The organism is Rhodococcus sp. NFXS4 (assembly GCF_058139645.1).
In genome coordinates this window covers 2,146,614-2,167,867 of record NZ_CP192221.1, presented here as the reverse complement: position 1 = coordinate 2,167,867, position 21,254 = coordinate 2,146,614, and the positions used below count along the sequence as shown (strand labels likewise).

The 21,254-nt window shown below is 69.4% G+C and carries 23 protein-coding genes; 11 read left to right on the top strand and 12 right to left on the bottom strand.

Annotated elements, in window-relative coordinates; all coding sequences use genetic code 11:
- Window position 1: 1 nt before the first annotated feature.
- Together J4E04_RS10185 and J4E04_RS10180 are read right to left on the bottom strand one after the other, a co-directional pair.
- Window positions 2-1,261, bottom strand: a complete 1,260-nt coding sequence (locus tag J4E04_RS10185) for a class I SAM-dependent RNA methyltransferase (protein WP_490150432.1) — start codon at window positions 1,259-1,261, stop codon at window positions 2-4.
- Window positions 1,258-3,270, bottom strand: coding sequence for an APC family permease (locus tag J4E04_RS10180; RefSeq protein ID WP_027505190.1), 2,013 nt, complete (start codon window positions 3,268-3,270; stop codon window positions 1,258-1,260). Before J4E04_RS10180 ends, J4E04_RS10185 begins: the two co-directional genes overlap by 4 nt.
- 123 nt (window positions 3,271-3,393) lie before the next feature.
- Here J4E04_RS10180 and J4E04_RS10175 point away from each other — a divergent pair, with 123 nt between their 5' ends.
- A complete protein-coding gene (locus tag J4E04_RS10175; RefSeq protein ID WP_027505189.1) occupies window positions 3,394-4,056 on the top strand; it encodes a potassium channel family protein in 663 nt (220 codons plus the stop codon).
- Window positions 4,057-4,115: 59 nt separating this feature from the next.
- Complete coding sequence (locus tag J4E04_RS10170) at window positions 4,116-4,781, top strand: potassium channel family protein (RefSeq protein WP_027505188.1); 666 nt, start codon at window positions 4,116-4,118, stop codon at window positions 4,779-4,781.
- A 23-nt stretch (window positions 4,782-4,804) separates the two neighbouring features.
- Here the strand turns inward: J4E04_RS10170 and J4E04_RS10165 are convergent, their stop codons facing one another.
- Together J4E04_RS10165 and J4E04_RS10160 are read right to left on the bottom strand one after the other, a co-directional pair.
- Window positions 4,805-5,494: a DUF3159 domain-containing protein gene (locus tag J4E04_RS10165; RefSeq protein WP_051613201.1), complete on the bottom strand. Its 690-nt coding sequence runs from the start codon at window positions 5,492-5,494 to the stop codon at window positions 4,805-4,807.
- Window positions 5,495-5,531: 37 nt separating this feature from the next.
- Complete coding sequence (locus J4E04_RS10160) at window positions 5,532-5,909, bottom strand: OB-fold nucleic acid binding domain-containing protein (protein ID WP_027505186.1); 378 nt, start codon at window positions 5,907-5,909, stop codon at window positions 5,532-5,534.
- A 139-nt stretch (window positions 5,910-6,048) separates the two neighbouring features.
- On the opposite strand from J4E04_RS10160, the gene J4E04_RS10155 reads away from it, so the two are divergent.
- A complete protein-coding gene (locus J4E04_RS10155) occupies window positions 6,049-6,753 on the top strand; it encodes an alpha/beta fold hydrolase (protein WP_490150431.1) in 705 nt (234 codons plus the stop codon).
- Between the two features lie 22 nt (window positions 6,754-6,775).
- Here J4E04_RS10155 and J4E04_RS10150 read toward each other — a convergent pair whose 3' ends face one another.
- Window positions 6,776-7,603, bottom strand: a complete 828-nt coding sequence (locus J4E04_RS10150) for a DUF3710 domain-containing protein (protein WP_490150430.1) — start codon at window positions 7,601-7,603, stop codon at window positions 6,776-6,778.
- A gap of 2 nt (window positions 7,604-7,605) precedes the next feature.
- On the bottom strand, window positions 7,606-8,073 hold the full coding sequence (dut, locus tag J4E04_RS10145) for a dUTP diphosphatase (protein ID WP_490150531.1): 468 nt from the start codon (window positions 8,071-8,073) through the stop codon (window positions 7,606-7,608).
- Between the two features lie 141 nt (window positions 8,074-8,214).
- Between dut and J4E04_RS10140 the strand changes: the two genes are divergently transcribed.
- Window positions 8,215-8,760, top strand: a complete 546-nt coding sequence (locus J4E04_RS10140; RefSeq protein ID WP_268788562.1) for a DUF3093 domain-containing protein — start codon at window positions 8,215-8,217, stop codon at window positions 8,758-8,760.
- A 15-nt stretch (window positions 8,761-8,775) separates the two neighbouring features.
- On the opposite strand, the gene J4E04_RS10135 is transcribed toward J4E04_RS10140, so the two are convergent.
- The gene (locus J4E04_RS10135; RefSeq protein WP_027505182.1) at window positions 8,776-9,078 is read right to left on the bottom strand and encodes a DUF4193 domain-containing protein; all 303 of its coding nucleotides are present in this window, start codon (window positions 9,076-9,078) and stop codon (window positions 8,776-8,778) included.
- A gap of 628 nt (window positions 9,079-9,706) precedes the next feature.
- Between J4E04_RS10135 and cei the strand changes: the two genes are divergently transcribed.
- Window positions 9,707-10,387 (top strand): envelope integrity protein Cei, encoded by a 681-nt coding sequence (cei, locus tag J4E04_RS10130; protein ID WP_027505181.1) that lies wholly within the window; start codon window positions 9,707-9,709, stop codon window positions 10,385-10,387.
- 6 nt (window positions 10,388-10,393) lie between these two features.
- Here the strand turns inward: cei and J4E04_RS10125 are convergent, their stop codons facing one another.
- Complete coding sequence (locus J4E04_RS10125) at window positions 10,394-11,305, bottom strand: inositol monophosphatase family protein (protein ID WP_037185531.1); 912 nt, start codon at window positions 11,303-11,305, stop codon at window positions 10,394-10,396.
- A gap of 146 nt (window positions 11,306-11,451) precedes the next feature.
- On the opposite strand from J4E04_RS10125, the gene ppgK reads away from it, so the two are divergent.
- Together ppgK and J4E04_RS10115 are read left to right on the top strand one after the other, a co-directional pair.
- Window positions 11,452-12,264 (top strand): polyphosphate--glucose phosphotransferase, encoded by an 813-nt coding sequence (ppgK, locus tag J4E04_RS10120; protein WP_081821182.1) that lies wholly within the window; start codon window positions 11,452-11,454, stop codon window positions 12,262-12,264.
- Window positions 12,265-12,511: 247 nt separating this feature from the next.
- Window positions 12,512-13,888 carry an RNA polymerase sigma factor gene (locus J4E04_RS10115; RefSeq protein ID WP_056444837.1) on the top strand — a complete coding sequence of 459 codons (1,377 nt, stop codon included), beginning with the start codon at window positions 12,512-12,514 and terminating at the stop codon, window positions 13,886-13,888.
- Window positions 13,889-13,900: 12 nt separating this feature from the next.
- Here the strand turns inward: J4E04_RS10115 and J4E04_RS10110 are convergent, their stop codons facing one another.
- Both J4E04_RS10110 and J4E04_RS10105 read right to left on the bottom strand, forming a co-directional pair.
- Window positions 13,901-14,248: a DUF952 domain-containing protein gene (locus J4E04_RS10110; protein WP_027505177.1), complete on the bottom strand. Its 348-nt coding sequence runs from the start codon at window positions 14,246-14,248 to the stop codon at window positions 13,901-13,903.
- Entirely contained in the window at window positions 14,245-15,192 is a 948-nt protein-coding gene (locus J4E04_RS10105) for an EamA family transporter (RefSeq protein ID WP_082544481.1), read from the bottom strand. Before J4E04_RS10105 ends, J4E04_RS10110 begins: the two co-directional genes overlap by 4 nt.
- A gap of 242 nt (window positions 15,193-15,434) precedes the next feature.
- Here J4E04_RS10105 and J4E04_RS10100 point away from each other — a divergent pair, with 242 nt between their 5' ends.
- A complete protein-coding gene (locus J4E04_RS10100; protein WP_027505176.1) occupies window positions 15,435-15,635 on the top strand; it encodes a DUF7455 domain-containing protein in 201 nt (66 codons plus the stop codon).
- A 113-nt stretch (window positions 15,636-15,748) separates the two neighbouring features.
- Here J4E04_RS10100 and J4E04_RS10095 read toward each other — a convergent pair whose 3' ends face one another.
- Window positions 15,749-17,512, bottom strand: coding sequence for a DEAD/DEAH box helicase (locus J4E04_RS10095; protein ID WP_222637635.1), 1,764 nt, complete (start codon window positions 17,510-17,512; stop codon window positions 15,749-15,751).
- Between the two features lie 222 nt (window positions 17,513-17,734).
- Here J4E04_RS10095 and J4E04_RS10090 point away from each other — a divergent pair, with 222 nt between their 5' ends.
- Entirely contained in the window at window positions 17,735-18,877 is a 1,143-nt protein-coding gene (locus tag J4E04_RS10090; protein ID WP_081821180.1) for a YihY/virulence factor BrkB family protein, read from the top strand.
- On the opposite strand, the gene J4E04_RS10085 is transcribed toward J4E04_RS10090, so the two are convergent.
- The gene (locus J4E04_RS10085) at window positions 18,850-19,086 is read right to left on the bottom strand and encodes a DUF3039 domain-containing protein (protein WP_027505173.1); all 237 of its coding nucleotides are present in this window, start codon (window positions 19,084-19,086) and stop codon (window positions 18,850-18,852) included. The genes J4E04_RS10090 and J4E04_RS10085 overlap by 28 nt on opposite strands.
- Window positions 19,087-19,180: 94 nt before the next feature.
- Between J4E04_RS10085 and J4E04_RS10080 the strand changes: the two genes are divergently transcribed.
- A complete protein-coding gene (locus J4E04_RS10080) occupies window positions 19,181-19,582 on the top strand; it encodes a DUF3099 domain-containing protein (protein WP_056444840.1) in 402 nt (133 codons plus the stop codon).
- An 87-nt stretch (window positions 19,583-19,669) separates the two neighbouring features.
- A complete protein-coding gene (locus J4E04_RS10075) occupies window positions 19,670-21,160 on the top strand; it encodes a DUF7782 domain-containing protein (protein WP_490150530.1) in 1,491 nt (496 codons plus the stop codon).
- Window positions 21,161-21,254: the final 94 nt, after the last annotated feature.

Genomic DNA, 21,254 nt, shown 5'->3' with positions numbered 1-21,254 from the left:
GTCAGTCCCGGACGAACGATCCGATGCACTCGACGTGGCTGGTCATCGGGAAGGCGTCGAACGCACGGAGATTCTCCAGGCGGTAGCCGTGCGAGAGGTAGAGCCCCGCGTCCCGTGCGAAGGACGCGGGGTCGCACCCGATGTGCACGACACGATCCGGGTGCGCACCGGCGACCGCCGCGATCACCTGCCTGCCGGCGCCGGATCGTGGCGGGTCGAGGACGACGACGGACGGCTGCGGCGGCAGGGATCCGATCGCGCGCTCGACCGGCGCTGCCTGCATCGACAGCTGCGGCAGGTCCGTCACCGCCGCACGCCCGTCCACCACCGCCCGGTGGGAGAACTCGACCGCTGCGACGGTGCCGCCCGGTCCGACCGCCTCGGCGACGACGGACGCGAAGGTGCCCGCACCAGCGTAGAGGTCCCAGGCCGTGTCACCGGGCCGAGCACCGGACCACTCCCGGACCACCTCGGCGTACTGCGTGGCAGCCGCCCGGTGAGCCTGCCAGAACCCCCACGAATCCACGGTCCACTCGCGCGACCCGACGCGCTCGACGGCCCGACCCGAGCCCTCGCGCACCCGGTGCGCGCGGTCACCGGACTTCGCGGCGCGGCGCGAGGAGGCGCCGCGGCGACCGGTGTCGGCGCGCATGCGACGGTCGACGGCAGGAGCGATCTCCACGATGTGACGGGTCCCGTCGGAGTCCACGGCCACCGCGAGATCGGCGCCCGGCGTCCACGACCGGGCGGCCAGCCCGTCGTACATCCCCGGAACCGCTTGCGGGCAGGCCAGATCCGTCACGATGTCGGCGCTGCGGAGCCGGTGGAAACCGGGCCGTCCCTCGTCGTCCACACCCAACCGGATGCGCGTCCGCCAGCCGGTCTGATCACCGAGCGACTCCACCTCGACGGTGCGTTCGATACCCCCGACGCGGCTCAGCTGCTCGGCGACGACGGCCGCCTTGATCTGGCGTCCGGCCTCGGCGGTCGCGTGGGAGAAGTCGCAGCATCCCGACCCACCGGGGCCGGAGATGGGACACAGCGGCGCGATGCGGTCGGGCGAGGCCTCCAGGATCTCGACGGCGTCCGCGCGGCAGAAGGACTTGCCGGTGTCCTCGGTGACCCGCGCCGTCACCAGCTCGCCGGGAAGGCTGTGCCGGACGAACATGACGCGTCCCTCGTGCCGTGCGACGCAGAAGCCGCCGTGTCCCGGCTTGCCCACGCGGACCTCGACGACCGCGCCGAGCCACGAGTCGGTCATCGTTCGGATCGCCGTTCGGCCGAGGTGGGCTCGTAACCACGACGGGACGAGCCCGGTGCGTTCTCGAGGCTCTCGCGCTTCGCCCGCTCGGACGAGTTGAGCTGCCAGGGCACGCTGGTGACCATGACGCCGGGCTGGAAGAGCAGGCGACTCTTCAGTCGCAACGCACTCTGGTTGTGCAGCACCTGCTCCCACCAGTGACCCACCACGTACTCCGGGATGAACACGGTGACGACGTCGCGCGGTGAGTCCCGCTTGACCCGGCGCACGTAGTCGAGCACGGGCTTGGTGATCTCGCGGTAGGGCGACTCGACCACCTTGAGCGGGACGCTGAGGTCGCTCTTCTCCCACTCGCGCACCAGGGTGCGCGTGTCCGCCTCGTCGACGTTGACCGTGATCGCCTCGAGGGTGTCCGGCCTGGTCGCACGGGCGTAGGCGAGGGCGCGCAGCGTCGGGCTGTGCAGCTTGGACACGAGCACGATGGAGTGCGTGCGGCTGGGCAGCACACCGTCCCACTCGACGTCGGCGAGCTCGGTGGCCACCGAGTCGTAGTGCTTGCGGATCAGCTTCATCAGTCCGAAGATCGCGAGCATCGCGATGATCGCGATCCAGGCGCCCGCGAGGAACTTGGTCAGCAGGACGATCACCAGGACGGCGCCCGTCATGGCCAGGCCGATGCCGTTGACGACACGCGACCGCATCATCGACCGGCGCTGCGCGGGGTCGGTCTCGGTCCGCAGCAACCGCGTCCAGTGCCGCACCATGCCGGTCTGACTGAGCGTGAACGAGACGAACACTCCGACGATGTAGAGCTGGATCAGCTTGGTCACCTCGGCGCCGAACATGACGACGAAGAAGATGGCGGCGGCCGAGAGGAACAGGATGCCGTTGCTGAACGCGAGCCGGTCGCCGCGGGTGTGGAACTGGCGGGGCAGGAAGCGGTCCTGGGCCAGGATCGACCCGAGTACGGGGAACCCGTTGAAGGCGGTGTTGGCAGCCAGCACCAGGATCAGCGCCGTCACGATGGTGATGAAGTAGAAGCCGGGCGTGAAGTGCCGGAAGACGGCCTCGGCCAACTGCGCGATGAGCGTCTTCTGCTGGTAGTTCTCGGGAGCCCCGACGAGCTGGGTCGCGGGGTCCGCCGCGTACTTCACACCGATCTTCTCCGCCAGCAGGATGATGCCGAGCAGCAACGTGATGCCGATCGAGCCGAGCAGCAGGAGCGTCGTGGCGGCGTTGCGCGACTTCGGCTTGCGGAAGGCGGGCACGCCGTTGGAGATGGCCTCGACACCCGTCAGCGCCGCACACCCGGAGGAGAACGCGCGCGCCAGCAGGAACGCGAACGCGATGCCGTAGAGGTGACTGTCCTCCGCCTGCAGCTCGAAGTTCGACGACTCGGCCGACACGTCGTCGCCGAGGACGTACACCTGCACCAGGCCCCACACGAGCATGACGACCATGCCCACCATGAAGGCGTAGGTGGGGATCGCGAACGCGGTACCGGACTCGCGGACGCCGCGCAGGTTGATCGAGGTGATGAGCACGATGGCGGCGACCGCGAACAGCACCTTGTGCTCCGCGACGAACGGCAGGGCCGATCCGATGTTGGAGGCGGCGGCCGAGATGGACACGGCGACCGTGAGCACGTAGTCGACGAGGAGGGCGCTGCCGACGGTCAGGCCCGCGGTCGGTCCCAGGTTGGTGGTGGCCACCTCGTAGTCGCCACCGCCGGACGGGTAGGCGTGCACGTTCTGGCGGTAGCTCGCCACGACCACCGCCATGACGACGGCGACGGCGAGACCGATCCAGATGGAGAACGAGTACGCCGAGATCCCGGCGACCGACAGCACCAGAAAGATCTCTTCGGGCGCGTAGGCGACGGACGACATGGCATCGGACGCGAACACCGGGAGGGCGATGCGTTTGGGCAGGAGCGTGTGTCCGAGCGTGTCGCTACGGAACGGCCTACCCAGCAGCAGCCTCTTGGTGGCCGTCGAAAGCTTGGACACATCGCAGAGCGTAGGCCGTACCGGGCTCGACCGTGGGGCAGGGTGACCGATAGCGTTGCGCGAAGTCCCTCCCGGCAGCAATCACCTGGGCACCGTCCTCTCGACTCCCGAACGGAGCGTCTGTTGTACGTAGTCGTCATGGGGTGTGGCCGCGTCGGCTCCGCCCTCGCGGGTGCACTCACCCGCATCGGCCACGAGGTCGCGGTCATCGACCGCGATCCCACCGCGTTCCACCGGCTCGGTCCCAACTTCACCGGACGTCAGGTGATCGGCATGGGGTTCGACCGGGACGTGCTCGTCGAGGCGGGCATCGAGAAGGCCGACGCACTGGCCGCGGTGTCCTCGGGCGACAACTCCAACATCATCTCCGCGCGTGTCGCCCGCGAGACGTTCGGTGTCGAGCGCGTCGTCGCGCGCATCTACGACGCCAAGCGCGCCGCGGTGTACGAACGCCTCGGCATCCCCACGGTGGCCACGGTGCCGTGGACGACGGATCGATTCCTGCACACGCTGATCCACGACAACGAGCTCACCAAGTGGCGCGATCCGTCGGGCAGCGTCGCGGTGGCCCGCCTCGACATCGGCGAGGGATGGGTGGGCAAGGGCGTGACCGCGCTCGAGAGTGCGACCAAGTCCCGAGTGGCCTTCATCATCCGCTTCGGTGCCGGACTCCTGCCCGACCGAAAGACGGTGATCCAGGCCGACGACGAGGTGTGGATCGCGGCGGTCGACGGCATGGTCGCCGAGGCCGTGGCGCTCGCGAGCAACCCTCCGCCCGAGGACTGACGGCTCCTGCCTCACCTCGTGTCCGTCCCCGCACCAGACCTGTCACCGAAGGATCCGTCATGAGAGTCGCCATCGCCGGAGCGGGAGCCGTGGGCCGTTCGATCGCCCGCGAGCTCCTCAGGTCCGACCATCACGTCCTGCTGATCGAACGCAAGGCCGACCACGTCGACCCGGCATCGGTCGAGGCGGCCGAGTGGATCCACGCGGACGCCTGCGAGCTCGCCACCCTCGAGGGCGCCGGCATCGAGTCGTACGACGTGGTCATCGCCGCCACGGGCGACGACAAGGCCAACCTGGTCCTGAGCCTGCTGGCGAAGACCGAGTTCGGCGTCGACCGAGTGGTCGCCCGCGTCAACGACCCGCGCAACGAGTGGCTCTTCGACGCGTCGTGGGGAGTCGACGTCGCCGTGTCGACACCGCGCATGCTGGCCTCGCTCGTCGAGGAGGCGGTCTCGGTGGGAGATCTGGTGCGCCTGATGACGTTGCGGCAGGGCAAGGCGAACCTCGTGGAGATCACGTTGCCGGCGAACACACCGCTGGCGGGCAAGCCGGTGCGCCGCATCACGCTTCCTCGCGACGTCGCGCTGGTCACCATCCTGCGCGGTGGCCGCGTCATCGTCCCGGAGAAGGACGACCCGCTCGAGGGCGGCGACGAACTGCTGTTCGTCACCACCGTCGACGTCGAGGACGAACTCCGCGAGGTGCTGGGACTCTCCCAGCGTTGACCGACAGGACCGACTGACAGCCGTCAGGGCTCGATGCGGTCCGCGTCCACGACCTCGGTGGTCTCGCTCTCCCGGTGCGTCGCTGCGGCCACGACAGCGTCGGCCCGTCGCACGGCCCAGAACGTGACGGCGAACGCGACCGCCGCGAGCGGCCAGCCCATCGCGATGCGGGCGACCGCGAGCCACCCGGTCTGGTCGGAGTCGTAGAGCTGCGATTGCACGACGTACCGCGCGACGAACACGAGAACCCAGGCGAACGTCGCGATGTCGTACGCGCGGACGGCGGCCCGATGCTCGCGCCAGGCCTTGCCGGTGCCGTTGAGGTAGCCCCACACGATGCCGACGAGCGGCCGACGAGCGAGGATCGAGACGAGGAACACCCCGCCGTACGCGAGCGAGGTGTAGATCCCGAACAGGAAGTAGCCCTTGGCGTCTCCGGTGCGGTAGGCGATGAACGCGCACACAGCCACGCCGAAGAATCCCGACACGGCCGGTTGGATCGGATCCCGCTTCACGAGGCGCCACACCAGGATCGCCACGGCCAGACCGAGGGCGGCCCAGATGGCCGCGGTGAGACCGGCGAGGGAGTTGACCGGAACGAAGACCAGCACGGGCAGGGTGGAGAACACCAGTCCGCTGACCCCACCGAGCTGGGACAGGATCGTCTCGGGAGGCGCGTCCTCGGTGGGCTGACTGTTCGGTGACTCGCTCATGCAGTTCAGGGTGCCAGACGATGCGGCTCCCGAAGAACTAGTCCTCGGTGCGCAGCTCGTAGTACGGGTTGTAGATGACCTTGCGGCCCTCGCGCTCCCCCACGCGACCACGGACCAGCAACTGCGTGCCGGACTCGATGCCGGCGATCTTGCGTCGGCCGATCCAGATCAGCGAGATGGTGTCGGTGCCGTCGAAGAACTCGGCCTCGACGATGGCGTTGGCGGCCTTGCTGCACGTCTCGACGCTGCGGAGCCGTCCGACCATGGTGACCTCGTCACCGCGAGTGCAATCGCATGCTCGTTGGGCGCCGGACGCCTTCGACGTCGACTCCAACTCCTCGGCATCGAGTTGATCGATGTCCTCGGTCAACTTCCGGGCCATGCGGCGGAAGTATCCTGCGGCAGCGGGTGCCATGAGTGCTCCTGGAGCGGTTCGCGCGGGCCTTCCGCGGCGGATGTTCTGCTTCTGTCAGCGCCACTGTAGACCTTTCCGAGCACGCCTCACCACACCCGGCCGGTCGGGTCGGTGAACGCCACGAGAAGATGCGGACACCATGGAGACAACCACCGTCGTACTGCTGCCCGGCACCGGCTCCGACGCGTCGTTCGTCGAGGGGGCCTTCGGTGATGCCGTCGCGGATCTCGGCTGGTCACTGCGGGTGATCGAGCCCGAACCCGCCGACGTCGTCGGGGGCTACGTGCGGGCGCTCGACCACGTACGAGGCGCCGTTCGAGGGAACCTGATCGTGGGCGGTGTCTCACTCGGCGCGGCGGTCGCGGCGCGGTGGGCGCTCGACCGTCGGGGCGCCGCGCAGGGCGCCGTCCTCGCGATGCCGGCGTGGACCGGATCTCCGGGCGACTCCCCCGCTGCGGTCGGTGCCGCCGCGACGGCGGCGACGCTGCGGGCCCACGGCCTCGATGCGTCGGTGGCGGCGATGGCGCAGTCGAGTCCGCGGTGGCTCGCCGAGGCGCTGACGCGGTCGTGGCGAGCACAGTGGCCGCAGCTGCCGACGGCGCTGGACGACGCCGCCCGGTACGTGGCACCCACCCTCGACGACCTGCGATCCCTCGCGGTGCCGGTCGGCGTGGTGGCAGCGATCGACGACCCGGTGCATCCGCTCGGCGTCGCGCAGGACTGGTGCGCGGCTCTTCCCACGGCGCACCTCGACACCTTCGCGCTCGACGTCCTCGCCGCGTCCCCGGGCGAGCTCGGCAGGCTGGGCGTCACCGCGTTCCGGCGTGCGACGGGCGGGTCCTAGTCGAGCTGCTCTCGCCGAGAACTCAGTCGAGCTGCTGCATCGCCGAACCGGAGGGCCCGCGCCGACGTTGCGCCTCGGCAGCGGCGTCCACGTCGGGGGCCTGCTGCTGAGGTACCTGCTGCTGGGGCACCTGCTGCTGCACCGCCGCCTGTGCCTGCGCCTGTGCGGCCGCCATCTGCTGTTGCTGCGCGGCCGCGAGTTGCTGAGCGAGTGTCGGCGGCAGACTGATGGGCAACGGCGTCCGCACCGGGTGCGGATCCGAGCCGCGATCGACCACGGTCGCCGCCACGACGGCACGCGCCTGCTCGACCAGCGGCGATCCGGCCTCGACACTGCCTGCCGGTCCGCTCGCCACGCCGCGGATCATCCAGCGGTACCCGTCGACGCCGATGAAACGCAGATCCCCGCCGGCCGCGGAGCCCACCACCTCACGGCCCCACGGGCCGGTCTCGGTGGCCACCCGAGCGTTGTCGCGGCGCAGCGTGTCGGCCAACTCGGCGGCGACGTCACGCCACTGACCGGGCGACTTCGGAGCGGCGAAGGCCGCCACGGTGATGCGCCCGTTCGGAGTGACGATGTGGACGGCCTGGGGTGCGCCGGCCTGCGTCATCTCGACCTGCAGCTGTCCGCCGGCCGGAAGCATCAACAGCACGGATCCCAGATCGAGCCGTCCCTCCGCGATGCTCTCGCGGTCGCCGTCCAGGTCGTCGATCGACCACGGCCCGGTGGTGTCGTCCGCCGTACCGTCCACCTCGTCGACCTCGTCCACCTCCTCGACCTCGACGTCCTGTGCGGAGTCGAGATCGGTGGCGTCGACGTCGTCGCGCCCCTTCTTCTTGCGTCCGAACATGCTCAGTTCTCCTTCTCGCTGGCGGTGACGGCATCGAGAACCGCGTGTCCGCCGCTGGAGCCGTAGCCGCCGACACCACGGGTGGTGTCGTCCAGCTCCGCCACCTCGACGAAGTCGGGCAGTTCGACCCGCTGCACCAGCAGCTGGGCGATGCGGTCCCCGCGCCGCAGTTCGATGGGGGTGCGTGGATCGTGGTTGATGAGGCAGACCTTGATCTCGCCGCGATAACCGGCATCGACCGTTCCCGGCGTGTTGACCACCGACAATCCCGCTCGCGCGGCGAGGCCGGACCGGGGGTGGATCAGGCCGACGGTGCCGACCGGCAGCGCCACGGCGATGCCCGTACCGACCATGGCACGCTCACCGGGTTCGATGACGACGTCGACGGTGGAACACAGGTCCACACCCGCGTCACCGGCGTGTGCACGGACGGGCAGCGGGATGTCCGGATCGAGTCGTCTGACGGCCACCGTCTCGACGGCCGGTGCCGATCCCTGGTCTCCGCGGGTCGTGCGTGTCGCCGTCTCGGCCGTCAGATCGCTCACATCGGTCGAGATTACTCGCAGATGCACCGTCGACCTCCCGCCCGTCCGACCCTCTACTCTGGAGACGTGTCCGACGCAGCTTCGAGAGAGACCTCAGCAGATCACGCAACCCGGACGTCCGGGACGGCACACGACGGCGGGGGTGAGACGGTCGTCTACAGCGAACGGCTCCGCGTACCCGTCTGGTACTGGGTGGCCGCGATCGGCGTCGCGGCGATCCTCTCGGCCGAGGTGCACATGGGATCACCCGGCGTGATGGCCTGGCTGCCGTACGTGGTGCTGGTGCCGTTCGCGATCTGGGTAGTCACGTACCTGGGCCGGATGCGCGTCGAGGTGACGGAGCAGAACGGCGAGCGCATGCTGCACGCCGGCAAGGCTCGGCTCCCCGCATCGGTGATCGATCGGGTGGCGGTGGTGCCGGGGACGGCGAAGAGTGCCGCCCTCGGACGCCAGCTCGACCCCTCCGCCTTCGTTCAGCATCGTTCGTGGGTCAAGCCGATGGTGTTGGTCGTCCTCGACGACGAGAACGACCCGACACCGTACTGGTTGGTGAGCACCCGGAACCCGGATGCAGTGGCTGCGGCTCTGACTCCGCAGCCACCGACCTCCTGACGGAGGTCTCCTCGGTCAGGCCGCGCAGTCGCGGCAGACCAGAACGCCGCCGTTGTCGGACGACAGCCGCGAGCGGTGATGCACCAGGAAGCAGCTCGAGCACGTGAACTCGTCGGCCTGCTTGGGCACGACACGCACGGACAGTTCCTCACCGGACAGGTCTGCGCCCGGCAGTTCGAAGGACTCCGCGGTGTCCGTCTCGTCGATGTCGACGACGGCGGACTGCGCCTCGTTGCGGCGTGCCTTCAGTTCTTCGAGGGAGTCCTCCGACACGTCGTCGGACTCGGTACGGCGTGGTGCGTCGTAATCGGTGGCCATGTTGTTCCCCTTACCTTCCTGCTGAGACCGGGTGTGCCCGGTCTCCTTCGATCGCCTTCATGGGGGATGTTCAAGACGTCGACCGCTTCTTGTTCGACGAACTCGTCCTCTGTCGGACTCACACCCTCGGATCCCGATGCAGGTCGTTCGTGTTCCTCGTCTGCTGTTCGTGGCAGAACATCGATCCGGTCGGACTTCTTCCCGACTTCCGCCGGGAGGATCTCCGTCCTTCTCGCTCACCTATTCGCAGCCGTCGTCCTGACGGATGACGGCCGGCGTGCGGGTGAGCCGACTGTGCCCGAATCCCCGTGACGGGAAACATTCTCTTGCTGCGGGCGTGCAGGCCCGAGGAGCCCGACCGGCCGTGAGTTCGATCCGCCGGGCCGCCAGACAATAGCCGACGACGAGCCGGTGTGGAAAACACCCTGCCCAGCGCGGTGTGTCGTGGCGCGAACGGCTCCCGCAGGAACCGCATCTCCCCTGTTCACCCCGCCCAACGCCGTCGACCGTGCAGACGTTCCCACCCGCCGTGCGTCGCGCATCACATGCCGGCGCGGCCCACTACAGTGAGCGAGTCACCGCCCGTGACACGACAGCGCGACACGTATCAGCAGAAGGGCACGCTCCCGTGGTCTCACTCATCACTCACGGCTCCTCGACCGACGACAAGGGGCGGCCGTACGCGCGGCGTCGGGCCTTCCCGATCCTCGTGGTGCTCGTCGTGCTCGCCCTCGCCGGTGCGGCCGTGTGGGTGAACATCCTGACCACGACCGAGACCGGCACGGACGCCGTCGCCTGCAACGCCCCCCAGCCGGCCTCCGATCCCGCCGCCCCCGCGGCCGCCGAGCCCGGCAGCGTCGTGGACGCCTCGGTGGTCACGGACACCCAGCCCGCCCCGTTGTCCGCCACCCGCGTGCGCGTGTTCAACGCGAACGGACAGGGCGGCCAGGCCGCCGAGATCGCCGCCGATCTCAGCGATTTCGGCTTCGCCAGCGCACCGGACGTGCAGGTGGGCAACGACCCGGTCTACGTCGACCAGAACATGCAGTGCATAGCTCAGATCCGGTTCGGCGCGGCCGGCGTGGCCGCCGCGGGCACCGTCGCACTGGTCGCGCCGTGCGCCGAGTTCGTTCAGGACACCCGCGAGGACGACACCGTGGATCTCGCGCTGGGCACCAACTTCCGTGCGCTGGAACCGAACACCGACGGTGAGGAGGTCATCCGCTCGCTCGCGGACGTCGCTCCGGGCGCCGCGGCACCGAACCTCGACGTCGATCTGCTCGCCGCCGCGCATCGCGTCAACTGCTGACGCGGGTCAGGCCTTGGCGATGGCGGCGACGCCACCGAGACGGTCGAGTACGGACAGGAACCCGTCCGCCACACCTTCCGCCACGGCGATCGTCACCTCGCCGTCGTCGCTGCGGGAGTGCGGCGACGGAGTGATCACCCGCGCACCCGCCTCCGCCGCGACCAGAGCGCCCGCCGCCCAGTCCCACGGGCTGAGCCCGTGCTCGAAGTGGGCGTCGACGCGCCCCGCCGCCACCATGCACAGATCCAGTGCCGCCGAGCCGATGCGACGAACGTCCCGCACCTCGGGGAGCAGAGCCGCGATCAGCGCGCCCTGACGGCGGCGGCGCGCCGCGTCGTAACCGAATCCCGTGGCCACCAACGTGAGTGCCACGTCGTCGATGTCGTTGACTCGCAGGCGCACCCAGTCTCCGCCCGCGTCCGAGCACCACGCGCCGCCGCCGAGCGACGCCGCGTACGTGCGATCCCCCACCACGTCCTCCACGGCGCCCGCCACCGACGCACCGTCGATCTGCGCGGCCACGGAGACCGAGTAGGCCGGGATGCCGTAGAGGAAGTTCACGGTGCCGTCGATCGGATCGAGGACCCACCGGACACCGGACGGGGCGATGTCCTCCCCGCCGCCCTCCTCGCCCAGTACCGCGTCGTCGGGACGCAGCCGGCTCAACAGGTCCCGGATGACGTGTTCGGTCTCGGTGTCGACCACCGTCACCGGATCGGTGGGCGTCGACTTCGACCGGACGGCGTCCACCGCCGCACCGCCCGCGCCGAACACCTCCGGCCGACGCCGACGTACGTGGCGTCCCGCCTCACGTGCGACGTCGACGGCGATGCGGCGCAACATCTCCGGGTCGAGGGCGCTCGTCGAGTCGTCCTGCGGCAGATCGTCATGAGGAGTCACCCGGTAATCCGAACACATCGGGCGGCGGAACGGTACGGCGCGCCACCCGCCGCGGTGCCGCGCGACCGGGAACGCCGCCAGCAACTAGGGTGACGTGCGCGCACCAGATCTCGCACGAACGCGCCGGTCGCCGACGCGTGCGTACGCCACCAGGAGGTTCTGTCATGACGAACGACCACACCGAACCCGGCCCGGTCTCCATCGCCGGGAAGACGGGCTCGCACCCCGAGGGCCGAGGCTTCGGTGTCGACGTCGGTGGCAGTGGCGTCAAGGGTGGCGTGGTCGATCTCGCCACCGGCGAACTGATCGGCGAGCGCTACAAGATCGAGACCCCGCAACCGTCGACTCCCACGGCCGTGGCCGAGACGGTCGCGGCCATCGTCGACCACTTCGAGTGGACCGGGGACGTGGGCATCACCCTCCCCTGCGTCGTCACCGGTGGCGTGGCGCGAACCGCCGCGAACGTCGACAAGGGCTGGATCGGGACCGACGCCGGCGCGCTGTTCCGCGACCATCTCGGGGGTCGTTCGGTGACCGTGCTCAACGACGCCGACGCCGCGGGTATCGCGGAGGACAAGTTCGGCGGCGGCAAGGACTCCAAGGGTGTGGTCATCCTGCTGACCTTCGGCACCGGCATCGGATCCGCGATCCTGCAGAACGGTGTCCTCCTGCCCAACACGGAGCTCGGGCACATGGAGGTGGACGGCAAGGAGGCCGAGCACCGCGCCGCGTCGTCGGTCAAGGACGACAACGGACTGTCGTACAAGGCGTGGGCCAAAGAGGTCTCGCGCGTGCTCGAGCGCATCGAGGATCTGTTCTGGCCGGACCTCTTCATCGCCGGCGGCGGCATCAGCCGCAAAGCCGAGAAGTGGATCCCCCTGCTCACCAACCGCACCCCGGTGCAGCCCGCGACGCTGCGCAACGCCGCCGGAATCGTCGGCGCGGCCCTCGCCGCACAGTCCGGTGTGGCGCCCTGATTCTCGTCGAGGGCGACCACGCGCCCCTCTGACCTGCGCCGCGTCGGCTCGCCGATGCGCGATGTGACTCACACCCCACTGCCGGTGAGCCGGGAACCTCGGCGTCCTCCCGCGCGTTGGTGCTGTGCACTCGCGGCGGTCGTTACAATGGTCCACGCCCCGGTTTCACGCCGGGAAATCCACAGACCTCTCCGCCGGATCATCACTCTGGCGTGACGCCGCACGACACCGTCACGAAAGGGCGTACGTGGCAGCCATCGATATTCGTCAGACCGCGGACACCGCGCCGGCAGTCGACAGCACTCCGGCCGTCGACACCGCGTCGGCCGACGGCACCGCACCCGGCGCCGTCGGAACCGCACCCGCGAAGGCCCCGGCCAAGAAGGCGGCCCCGCGCAAGGCAGCAGCCAAGAAGGCCGCGCCGCGCAAGGCCGCAGCGAAGAAGACCGCAGCGAAGAAGGCGACGTCTCCTGCGACCGGCGACGACGCCGACGAGCCCACCGCGGACATCGAGGACATCGACGTTCCCGAGGGCGAGCTCGCAGCCGAGTCGGACGTCGTCGAGGTCGTCGCCGTCGGCGACGAGGTCGAGGACGACGCGACCACCGAACCCACGCCGGAGGACAAGGCGTCGGGCGACTTCGTGTGGGACGAGGAGGAGTCCGAGGCGCTGCGACAGGCCCGCAAGGACGCCGAACTCACCGCCTCCGCCGACTCCGTCCGCGCCTACCTCAAGCAGATCGGCAAGGTCGCCCTCCTCAACGCCGAGGAGGAGGTCGAGCTCGCCAAGCGCATCGAGGCCGGTCTCTACGCCGTCCAGCTCATGGCCGAGTCCGCCGAGAAGGGCGAGAAGCTCCCCGTGGCCCAGCGCCGCGACATGACCTGGATCTGCCGCGACGGCAACCGGGCGAAGAACCACCTGCTCGAGGCCAACCTGCGCCTCGTGGTCTCACTGGCCAAGCGCTACACGGGCCGCGGCATGGCGTTCCTGGACCTCATCCAGGAGGGCAACCTCGGTCTGATCCGCGCGGTGGAGAAGTTCGACTACACCAAGGGCTACAAGTTCTCGACGTACGCGACGTGGTGGATCCGTCAGGCCATCACCCGCGCCATGGCGGACCAGGCCCGCACCATTCGTATCCCGGTGCACATGGTCGAGGTCATCAACAAGCTCGGACGCATCCAGCGTGAGCTCCTGCAGGACCTGGGTCGTGAGCCCACTCCCGAGGAACTCGCCAAGGAGATGGACATCACGCCCGAGAAGGTGCTGGAGATCCAGCAGTACGCTCGCGAGCCGATCTCCCTCGACCAGACCATCGGCGACGAGGGCGACAGCCAGCTCGGCGACTTCATCGAGGACTCCGAGGCCGTCGTCGCAGTCGACGCGGTGTCGTTCACCCTCCTGCAGGACCAGCTCCAGTCGGTTCTCGAGACTCTCTCCGAGCGCGAGGCGGGTGTCGTGCGACTGCGTTTCGGCCTCACCGACGGCCAGCCGCGCACGCTCGACGAGATCGGCCAGGTCTACGGGGTCACGCGTGAGCGCATCCGACAGATCGAGTCGAAGACCATGTCGAAGCTGCGGCACCCGAGCCGGTCGCAGGTGCTGCGCGACTACCTCGACTGACAGTTCCGCACCTCACCCGACGGCGACGAACGTCCCGTCGTCGTCGGGCAGATAGGGCTGCACCTCGACCACCGCGGTGAGCGGGACCGGTCCGTAGAGGTGCGGGAACAGCATCGAACTCGGATCGCCGGGTACTCCCGGCTCCCATTCCAGACGGTCCTTCAGTCGAGTGGGGTCCAACGACAGCAGCACGATGTCCCGGCGCCCGGCGAACAGCCGGTTGGCCGGGAGATGAACCTGCTGCGGCGTCGACAGATGGACGAACCCCTGCTCGGCGAGCGACGCGGGTGCCACCTCCCCCGCGGCCACACTCGCCTCCCAGTCCGCCGCCGGGCACATGTGTACCAGGATCTCGGTCATCGGCCGTCCTCTCGTGTCGGGTCCTGCAGTCGCGTCGTGTCGGCCGGCGGCGCCGGTCGTGCGCGTCGTTCCACACCGCCCAGCGCGACGGCGACGATCACACACAGGATGCCCGCGAGTTCGGCGATCGAGGGCACCTGCCTCAGCACCACGACGCCGACCACCGTCGCAGTGGTGGGCAGCAACGCGAGCAACAACGCGAACCGTGCCCGTCCGACCGTACGCAGGACCACCTGGTCGAGCGCGTAGGGGATCACGCTCGACAACACACCCACCCCGACACCCAGCAGCCACGTGGACGGCGCGGTGAACACCGACGGATCGTCGAGTACCTGGGGCGTCAACGCGAGCGGGGCGAGGATCACCGACGCCACCGCCATGCCGACGGCGAGGGAGTCCAGCCCGTCGCCCGCCGTCGCGACCGACTTCCCGAGCACCACGTAGCCGGCCCACAGTCCGGCGGCGAGGAGTGCGAAACCGACCCCGACCAGGCCCACGTCGAATCGCGCTCCGGCCACCAGCGCGACTCCCGCGACCACCAGGACGAGTGCGAGCACGTCGCGAGCGCGCCGCGATCCGAGTGCGGCGACGAGGACAGGACCGAGGAACTCGATCGCCACGGCGGTGCCCAACGGGATGCGGGCGATCGCCTCGTAGAACGCCAGGTTCATTCCCACCGTGACGACACCGAACCCACCGGCCACCGCGATGGTGCGGGCCGTCCATCGCGTGCGCCAGGGACGACGCCAGGCCAGCAGAACGGCCGCTGCGCCTGCCGCGCGCAGCCACGCCACGGCCGCCGGCGAGATGGTGTCGAACAGATGGACGCCGATGGCGGCACCGAGATACTGCGCGAGCGCTCCGACCACGAAGACGAACGGCACCGACCACGGCGGGAACGAACGCCCCACCGACGCGAGGCCGCGCGCGTCCACATCCGTCATGGTCGAACCGTATCCACCGGTCGCGACACGGGCGCACAGGGGCGGGTGAGTTCTGCCGACAGCGAACGATGCTCGGGAGGGACGTGATTCACCAGCATGTTTCGTGTCTGTGACAACACACGGCCATCCGCGTGGGAACAACGCACGAACCCCATACGTCTGTAAGAGTGAACGAACCGCGTCGAACCGACGTGGCGGACCGACCCCAGGACCGTGGTAGTCACGGTCAGTACGGAGGAGTCATGCCCGAATTGTTGACCGACACCACCCTCACCGCTGCCGACAGGTGTGATCGTTGCGGAGCGGGAGCGCGGGTGCGTGCCGTCCTCCCCACCGGCGGAGAACTGCTGTTCTGCCGTCACCACGCCAACGAGCACGAAGCGCGTCTCCTCGAGATGAACGCCACCATCGTCGCTGACGCGGATTCCGACGCCATGGCGTGATGACCGGGGCACTCGGTCCCACAGCATCAGCACTCGACTCCTGACACCACGAAGGGCGACCACCGATCCGGTGGTCGCCCTTCGTCGTGCGCGGGGCTCGCGCAGTGCTGCGATCACCACGAACGCAGGGCCGAGATCCTCTCGGTGAGCTGCTCCGCCGTCGCGATCGCGGTGGGCGGCCCACCACAGCTCCGTCGGAGTTCGCCGTGGATGATGCCGTGGGCCTTGCCGGTGCGGTGGTGATGCATCGCCACCAGGCCGTTGAGCTCCTTGCGCAGATCGGCCAGCTTCGCGGCGTCCGCGGACCGCCCGGCGGGCGGGAGGGTGACCGGAGCCGGAGTCTCCGTGGGCGTCGCCGGGCGTGCCAGCTGCGTCTCCTGCCGTTTCCGCAACAGCGCGCGCATCTGGTCGCCGTCCAACAGGCCCGGCAGGCCGAGATAGTCCGCCTCGTCGTCGCTGCCCGAGAACGTCGCGGTGCCGAAGGAGGAGCCGTCGAAGATCACCTGGTCGAGCTCTGCGTCGGCACCGAGCGAGGTGAACGCCTTCTCCTCCTCGCCGGGCTCGTCCTTCTGCTGGTTCGCCTCGATGAGCAGGTCGTCGTCGAGACCGTCCTTCTCCCGGTGCGGCTTTCCGATGACGTGGTCGCGCTGCGCCTCGAGCTGGCTGGCCAGGTCCAGGAGCACCGGCACCGAGGGCAGGAACACGCTCGCAGTCTCACCCTTGCGGCGAGAACGCACGAAGCGCCCGACGGCCTGGGCGAAGTACAGCGGTGTGGAGGCGCTGGTCGCGTAGACGCCGACCGCGAGGCGCGGGACGTCCACGCCCTCCGACACCATGCGCACGGCCACCATCCAGGTCGACGTTCCCGCGCCGAACTCGGCGATGCGGGCCGAGGACCCGGGATCGTCGGACAGCACGAGCGTCGGGGTCTCCCCCGTCGCCGCCTCGAGGATTCCCGCGTAGGCGCGCGCGGTGGTCTGGTCCGACGCGATGACGAGGCCACCCGCGTCGGGAATGCCGCCCTGCCGGAGTTGGTGCAGCCGGGTGTTGGCCGCGGCGAGCACCGACGGCACCCACTCACCGGACGGGTCGAGAGCGGTACGCCAGGCCCGCGCCGTCTGCTCGGCGCTGAGCGGCTCCCCGAGACGGGCGGCGAACTCCTCGCCCGCACTGTTGCGCCAGCGTGCCTCGCCCGAGTACGCGAGGAAGACGACCGGCCGCACGACACCGTCCGCCAGCGCGTCGGCGTAGCCGTAGCTGTGGTCCGGGCGCGACCGGGGCAGGCCCTCGTCGTCCGGCTCGTAATTCACGAAAGGAATGGGGCTGTCGTCGCTGCGGAAGGGCGTTCCCGTCAGTGCCAGGCGGCGCGTCGCGTCGCCGTAGGCCTCGCGAATGCCCTCGCCCCAGCTCTTGGCGTCACCGCCGTGGTGGATCTCGTCGAGGATCACGAGCGTCTTGCGGTTCTCGGTCCGCACCCGGTGGCGGGAAGGGTGCGACGCCACCTGTGCGTACGTGACGACGATGCCGTGGAAGTCGCTGGACGTCTGCCCAGTGCTGTTGGAGAAGCGGGAGTCGAGGGCGAGTCCGACGCGCGCCGCCGCCTCCGCCCACTGGTGCTTGAGGTGCTCGGTGGGAGCGACGACCGTGACCTGGTCCACGGTGCGGTCGCTCAGCAGCTCGAGCGCCACGCGAAGCGCGAACGTGGTCTTGCCGGCTCCCGGAGTGGCGACGGCCAGGAAGTCGGTCGGACCCGCCGACAGGTACTTCGTGAGCGCTCGCCGCTGCCAGGCGCGCAGTGGCGGCAGGGTGACTCCGGCCGGCCCTGTCACAGGGAGACCTCCTGCGCTGTCGACCTTCTCGCCGATCTCGGCCGTCATGAACGGGCCTCGTCCGGCGCCGTACGTCCACCTGAAAGGATGCGAACCACCCGTGGCATGGAACTCCCGTTCGGCTCGTCGTCTCGTGTGCACATCCGTCGATCAGACTATCGCGGACGTCGGCACGCCCACCAATGCGCACGTCGCCGCCGGTGCCCGCGACGGCGACACACCGGGCCGGGACGTGCCCGAGCGACGCCGGTGGGCCATGCTGGAGTCATCATGAGCGCACCCGCCGACAACACGTCCGATCGGGACACCGCGGCAGCGTCGACGCCCGACGGAGAGCCGGGGCCCGGTCCCGTCCCGGGACGGCCGCTGCGCACGGCCTGGCGCGTCGTCGCGAGGACGGCGGGCAAGGCGTGGGACGACTCCATCTTCGGCAAGTCCGCCACCGCGGCCTTCTGGCAGACCCTGTCGCTGCCGCCGCTGGTGCTCGCACTCCTCGGCAGCCTCACCTACATCGCGGGGTGGTTCGGACCGAACACTCTCGACATCATCGAGTCGAAGATCGTGACGTTCAGCTCCACGCTGTTCAGCGACAACGTCGTGGACGAGATCATCGCCCCCACGCTGACGGACATCCTCAACAGCGGACACGGTCCCGTCGTGTCCGTGGGCTTCCTGCTGTCGTTGTGGGCCGGCTCGTCGGCGATCTCCACCTTCGTCGACTCCATCGTCGAGGCACACGGTCAGCAGGACGCGCGCAACCCCGTGTGGCAGCGCATCTTCGCCCTGCTGCTGTACGTCGCGTTCCTGATCGTCGCGGTGTTCGTCCTGCCCCTCGTCGCGCTGGGGCCCACCATCATCGGTCGGGTGCTGCCGTCGTCGTGGTTCGAGATCGGCTCGCAGGTGATCGACATCGCGTACTACCCGGGTGTCGGACTGCTGCTCATCGTCGGCCTGACGACGCTCTACAAGGTGGCTCTGCACACCTCGCTGCCGTGGCACCGCCTGCTCGGCGGATCGCTGCTGGCCGGAGTGTTCTTCATGCTGGCGAGTGCGGTGCTGCGCACCTACCTGTCCTGGGTGACCGGAACGGGCTACACCTACGGCGCGCTCGCGGCTCCGATCGCCTTCCTGCTCTTCACGTTCTTCCTGGGATTCGCGGTGGTGCTGGGGGCGGAGTTCAACGCCACGGTCCAGGAGTTCTGGCCGGCGCGCGCCACACGCATGGACCAGGTCAAGGGATGGATCGCCGAGAAAGCAGCCGATCCGGGTGCGGGCACCGTCGGCGCTCTCGGCCGGCTGGCCACCGGCCCGATCCGCATCGCACGGTCGGATCGGGACGGCGGCGAGTCACCGGAGAAGCGTCAGGTGACGCGTGATCGGCAGGATCACTCGCCCTTGCGCAAGCCGTCGTAGACCTTCTTGCAGTCGGGGCACACGGGTGACCCGGGCTTGGCCGACTTCGTGACGGGAAAGACCTCGCCGCACAGTGCGACGACGTGGGTGCCCATCACCGCGCTCTCGGCGATGCGGTTCTTCTTCACGTAGTGGAAGAACTTCGGAGTGTCGTCGTCGGTGGTCTCGTCGGTGCTGACGTCGGGGCGTTCCTTGGTCTGCGTGCTCATGCATCGATTATGACGGTTGTTCCCGACACGCGCGTCGCACATCTCACCACCTCCGATTACTGCACACTTCGTTCAGTAGTGACACAGTGGAGTCATGGCACACGACGGCATCTCACCCCGCGACAGCGTTCGCGAGGCCGTACTGATCACCGAGGCACGAACGTCGGTCGAGGAACAGCACCGAGCGCGCGTGCGCAAATACCTCTTCATCATGTCTTTCCGTATCCCGGCGCTGGTCCTCGCGGCGCTGTCGTACGGCGCGTGGCAGAACCCGTGGATCGCCATGGCCATCGTCGGCGTGTCCATTCCTCTCCCGTGGATGGCAGTCCTGATCGCCAACGACCGACCGCCGCGGACCGCGGACGAGCCCAGCCGCTACGGCTGGCGGGCGACCGACTCCACCGCGCTGGAGGCCCGCAGCCACCCGGTGGTGAACCTCGACGAGGAACCCGATCTCGACCGCCGCGCGATCTCGAATCCGCGCGCCACGTCCTGAGACGGGTCCGTCCCGAGATCGGTCTGCTGACACACTGACGCGGTGACCGACTCGAACCACCGCACCTCGCCTCCCCCGTCCGTCCCGGTGGACGCGGACCGCCTCGTCGACCTCGCGTCCACGTTGCGGGTCGCGTTCGACCGAGCGGACTTCACTGCGGACGGGATCCTGGAGGCACTGGGCGACTCGGTTCATGCCGCGTTGGGACGTGGCGAACCCGCACCGGTGCGACGCCGGTGCGGAGAACTCGGTCCCCTCGGCACTCTCGTCCTGCTGTTCCTGCTCTCCGACGACGTGGCGATCGATGCCGCGACCACCGCCCTCGCGCCGACGACACTCGACGGAGCGGTTGCTGCCGGCCTCCTCGAGACCGGCAGCGACACCGTGCGCAGTCTGCTCGACATCCGCCCCCTCGATCTCGGCACGGGCACGCGGTGGGTGGTGTCCGACATCGACGGCAGCATGCGCGACGTCCGTATCGGATCCGATCACGTGCTCGGCGTCGGGCACGCGTCGCTGTCGCTGGTCCGCGGGACACCCACCCGTGTCGACGGGAGTCTGCCCACCGTCCTGGATCTCGGTACCGGCTGCGGCATCCAGGCGCTCCACGCGGCGCCGTACGCCCGGTCGATCACCGCCACCGACGTCAGTGATCGGGCCATCGCCCTCACCCGCATGACGGCTGCCCTCAACGGTCTGGACTTCGAGACGATCCCGGGCTCGTGGTTCGCACCCGTCGCGGGGCGGACCTTCGATCGCATCGTCGCCAACCCGCCCTTCGTCGTCGGATCGGGCCGAGTCTCCCACTCCTACCGCGATTCCGGCCTGGACCTCGACGGTGCCAGCAGCCTCGTCGTGGGAGCGGCACCGGACCATCTCGCTCCCGGCGGGACCGCGTCGTTGCTCGCCTCCTGGGTTCACGTGGACGGTAAGGACTGGCGGTCACGGGTCGCCTCCTGGCTGCCGGACCACGGTGTCGACGCGTGGATAGTGCAGCGCGACATCGCGGACCCCGCTCTCTACGTGGGCACGTGGCTGCGGGACGGCGGACTCGATCTGCGAGACCCGGCCGTCGACGAGACGGCGACCGCCTGGCTCGATCACCTCGACGCCGCCGGCGTCACGGGTGTCGGCTTCGGCTTCGTGTACCTCCGCCGGACCGACCGGCCCACCAGCGTCCTCGCGGAGGACCTGATGCACGGGTACGAGGATCCCCTCGGCGACGAGGCACTCGACGTCCTGGACCGGGTGGACTGGCTCCGCACACACGATCTGCTCGACGAGTGTGTGGCCGTCGCCCCGACCACGGCACTCGAGGAGGTCTCCACCCCCGATCCGGACGGTGGGTGGACCACCGTCGTACGCCGGGTCCACCGCGGCGACGGGCCCGCGTGGTCCCACGAGATCGATGCGGACGGGGCGGCACTCCTGGCCGGGATGCGCGCGGGCGGACTGACGGTCGGCGACCTCACCGAGCTTCTCGCGGCCGCACGCGGTGTGGACGCCGCGGAGCTGACGGACTCGGTCGTCGCGTTGGTCGCGGGGCTCATCGTGCACGGGTTGGTGATCCCCACCTGAGCCGAGCAGTCGTTTCTCTCAGCAACTTCTCAGGGCTGAGGTGGTGAAACCGCAGCTCAGAGTGTTTGACGGAGGTGGGCTTCGGGAACTTTTC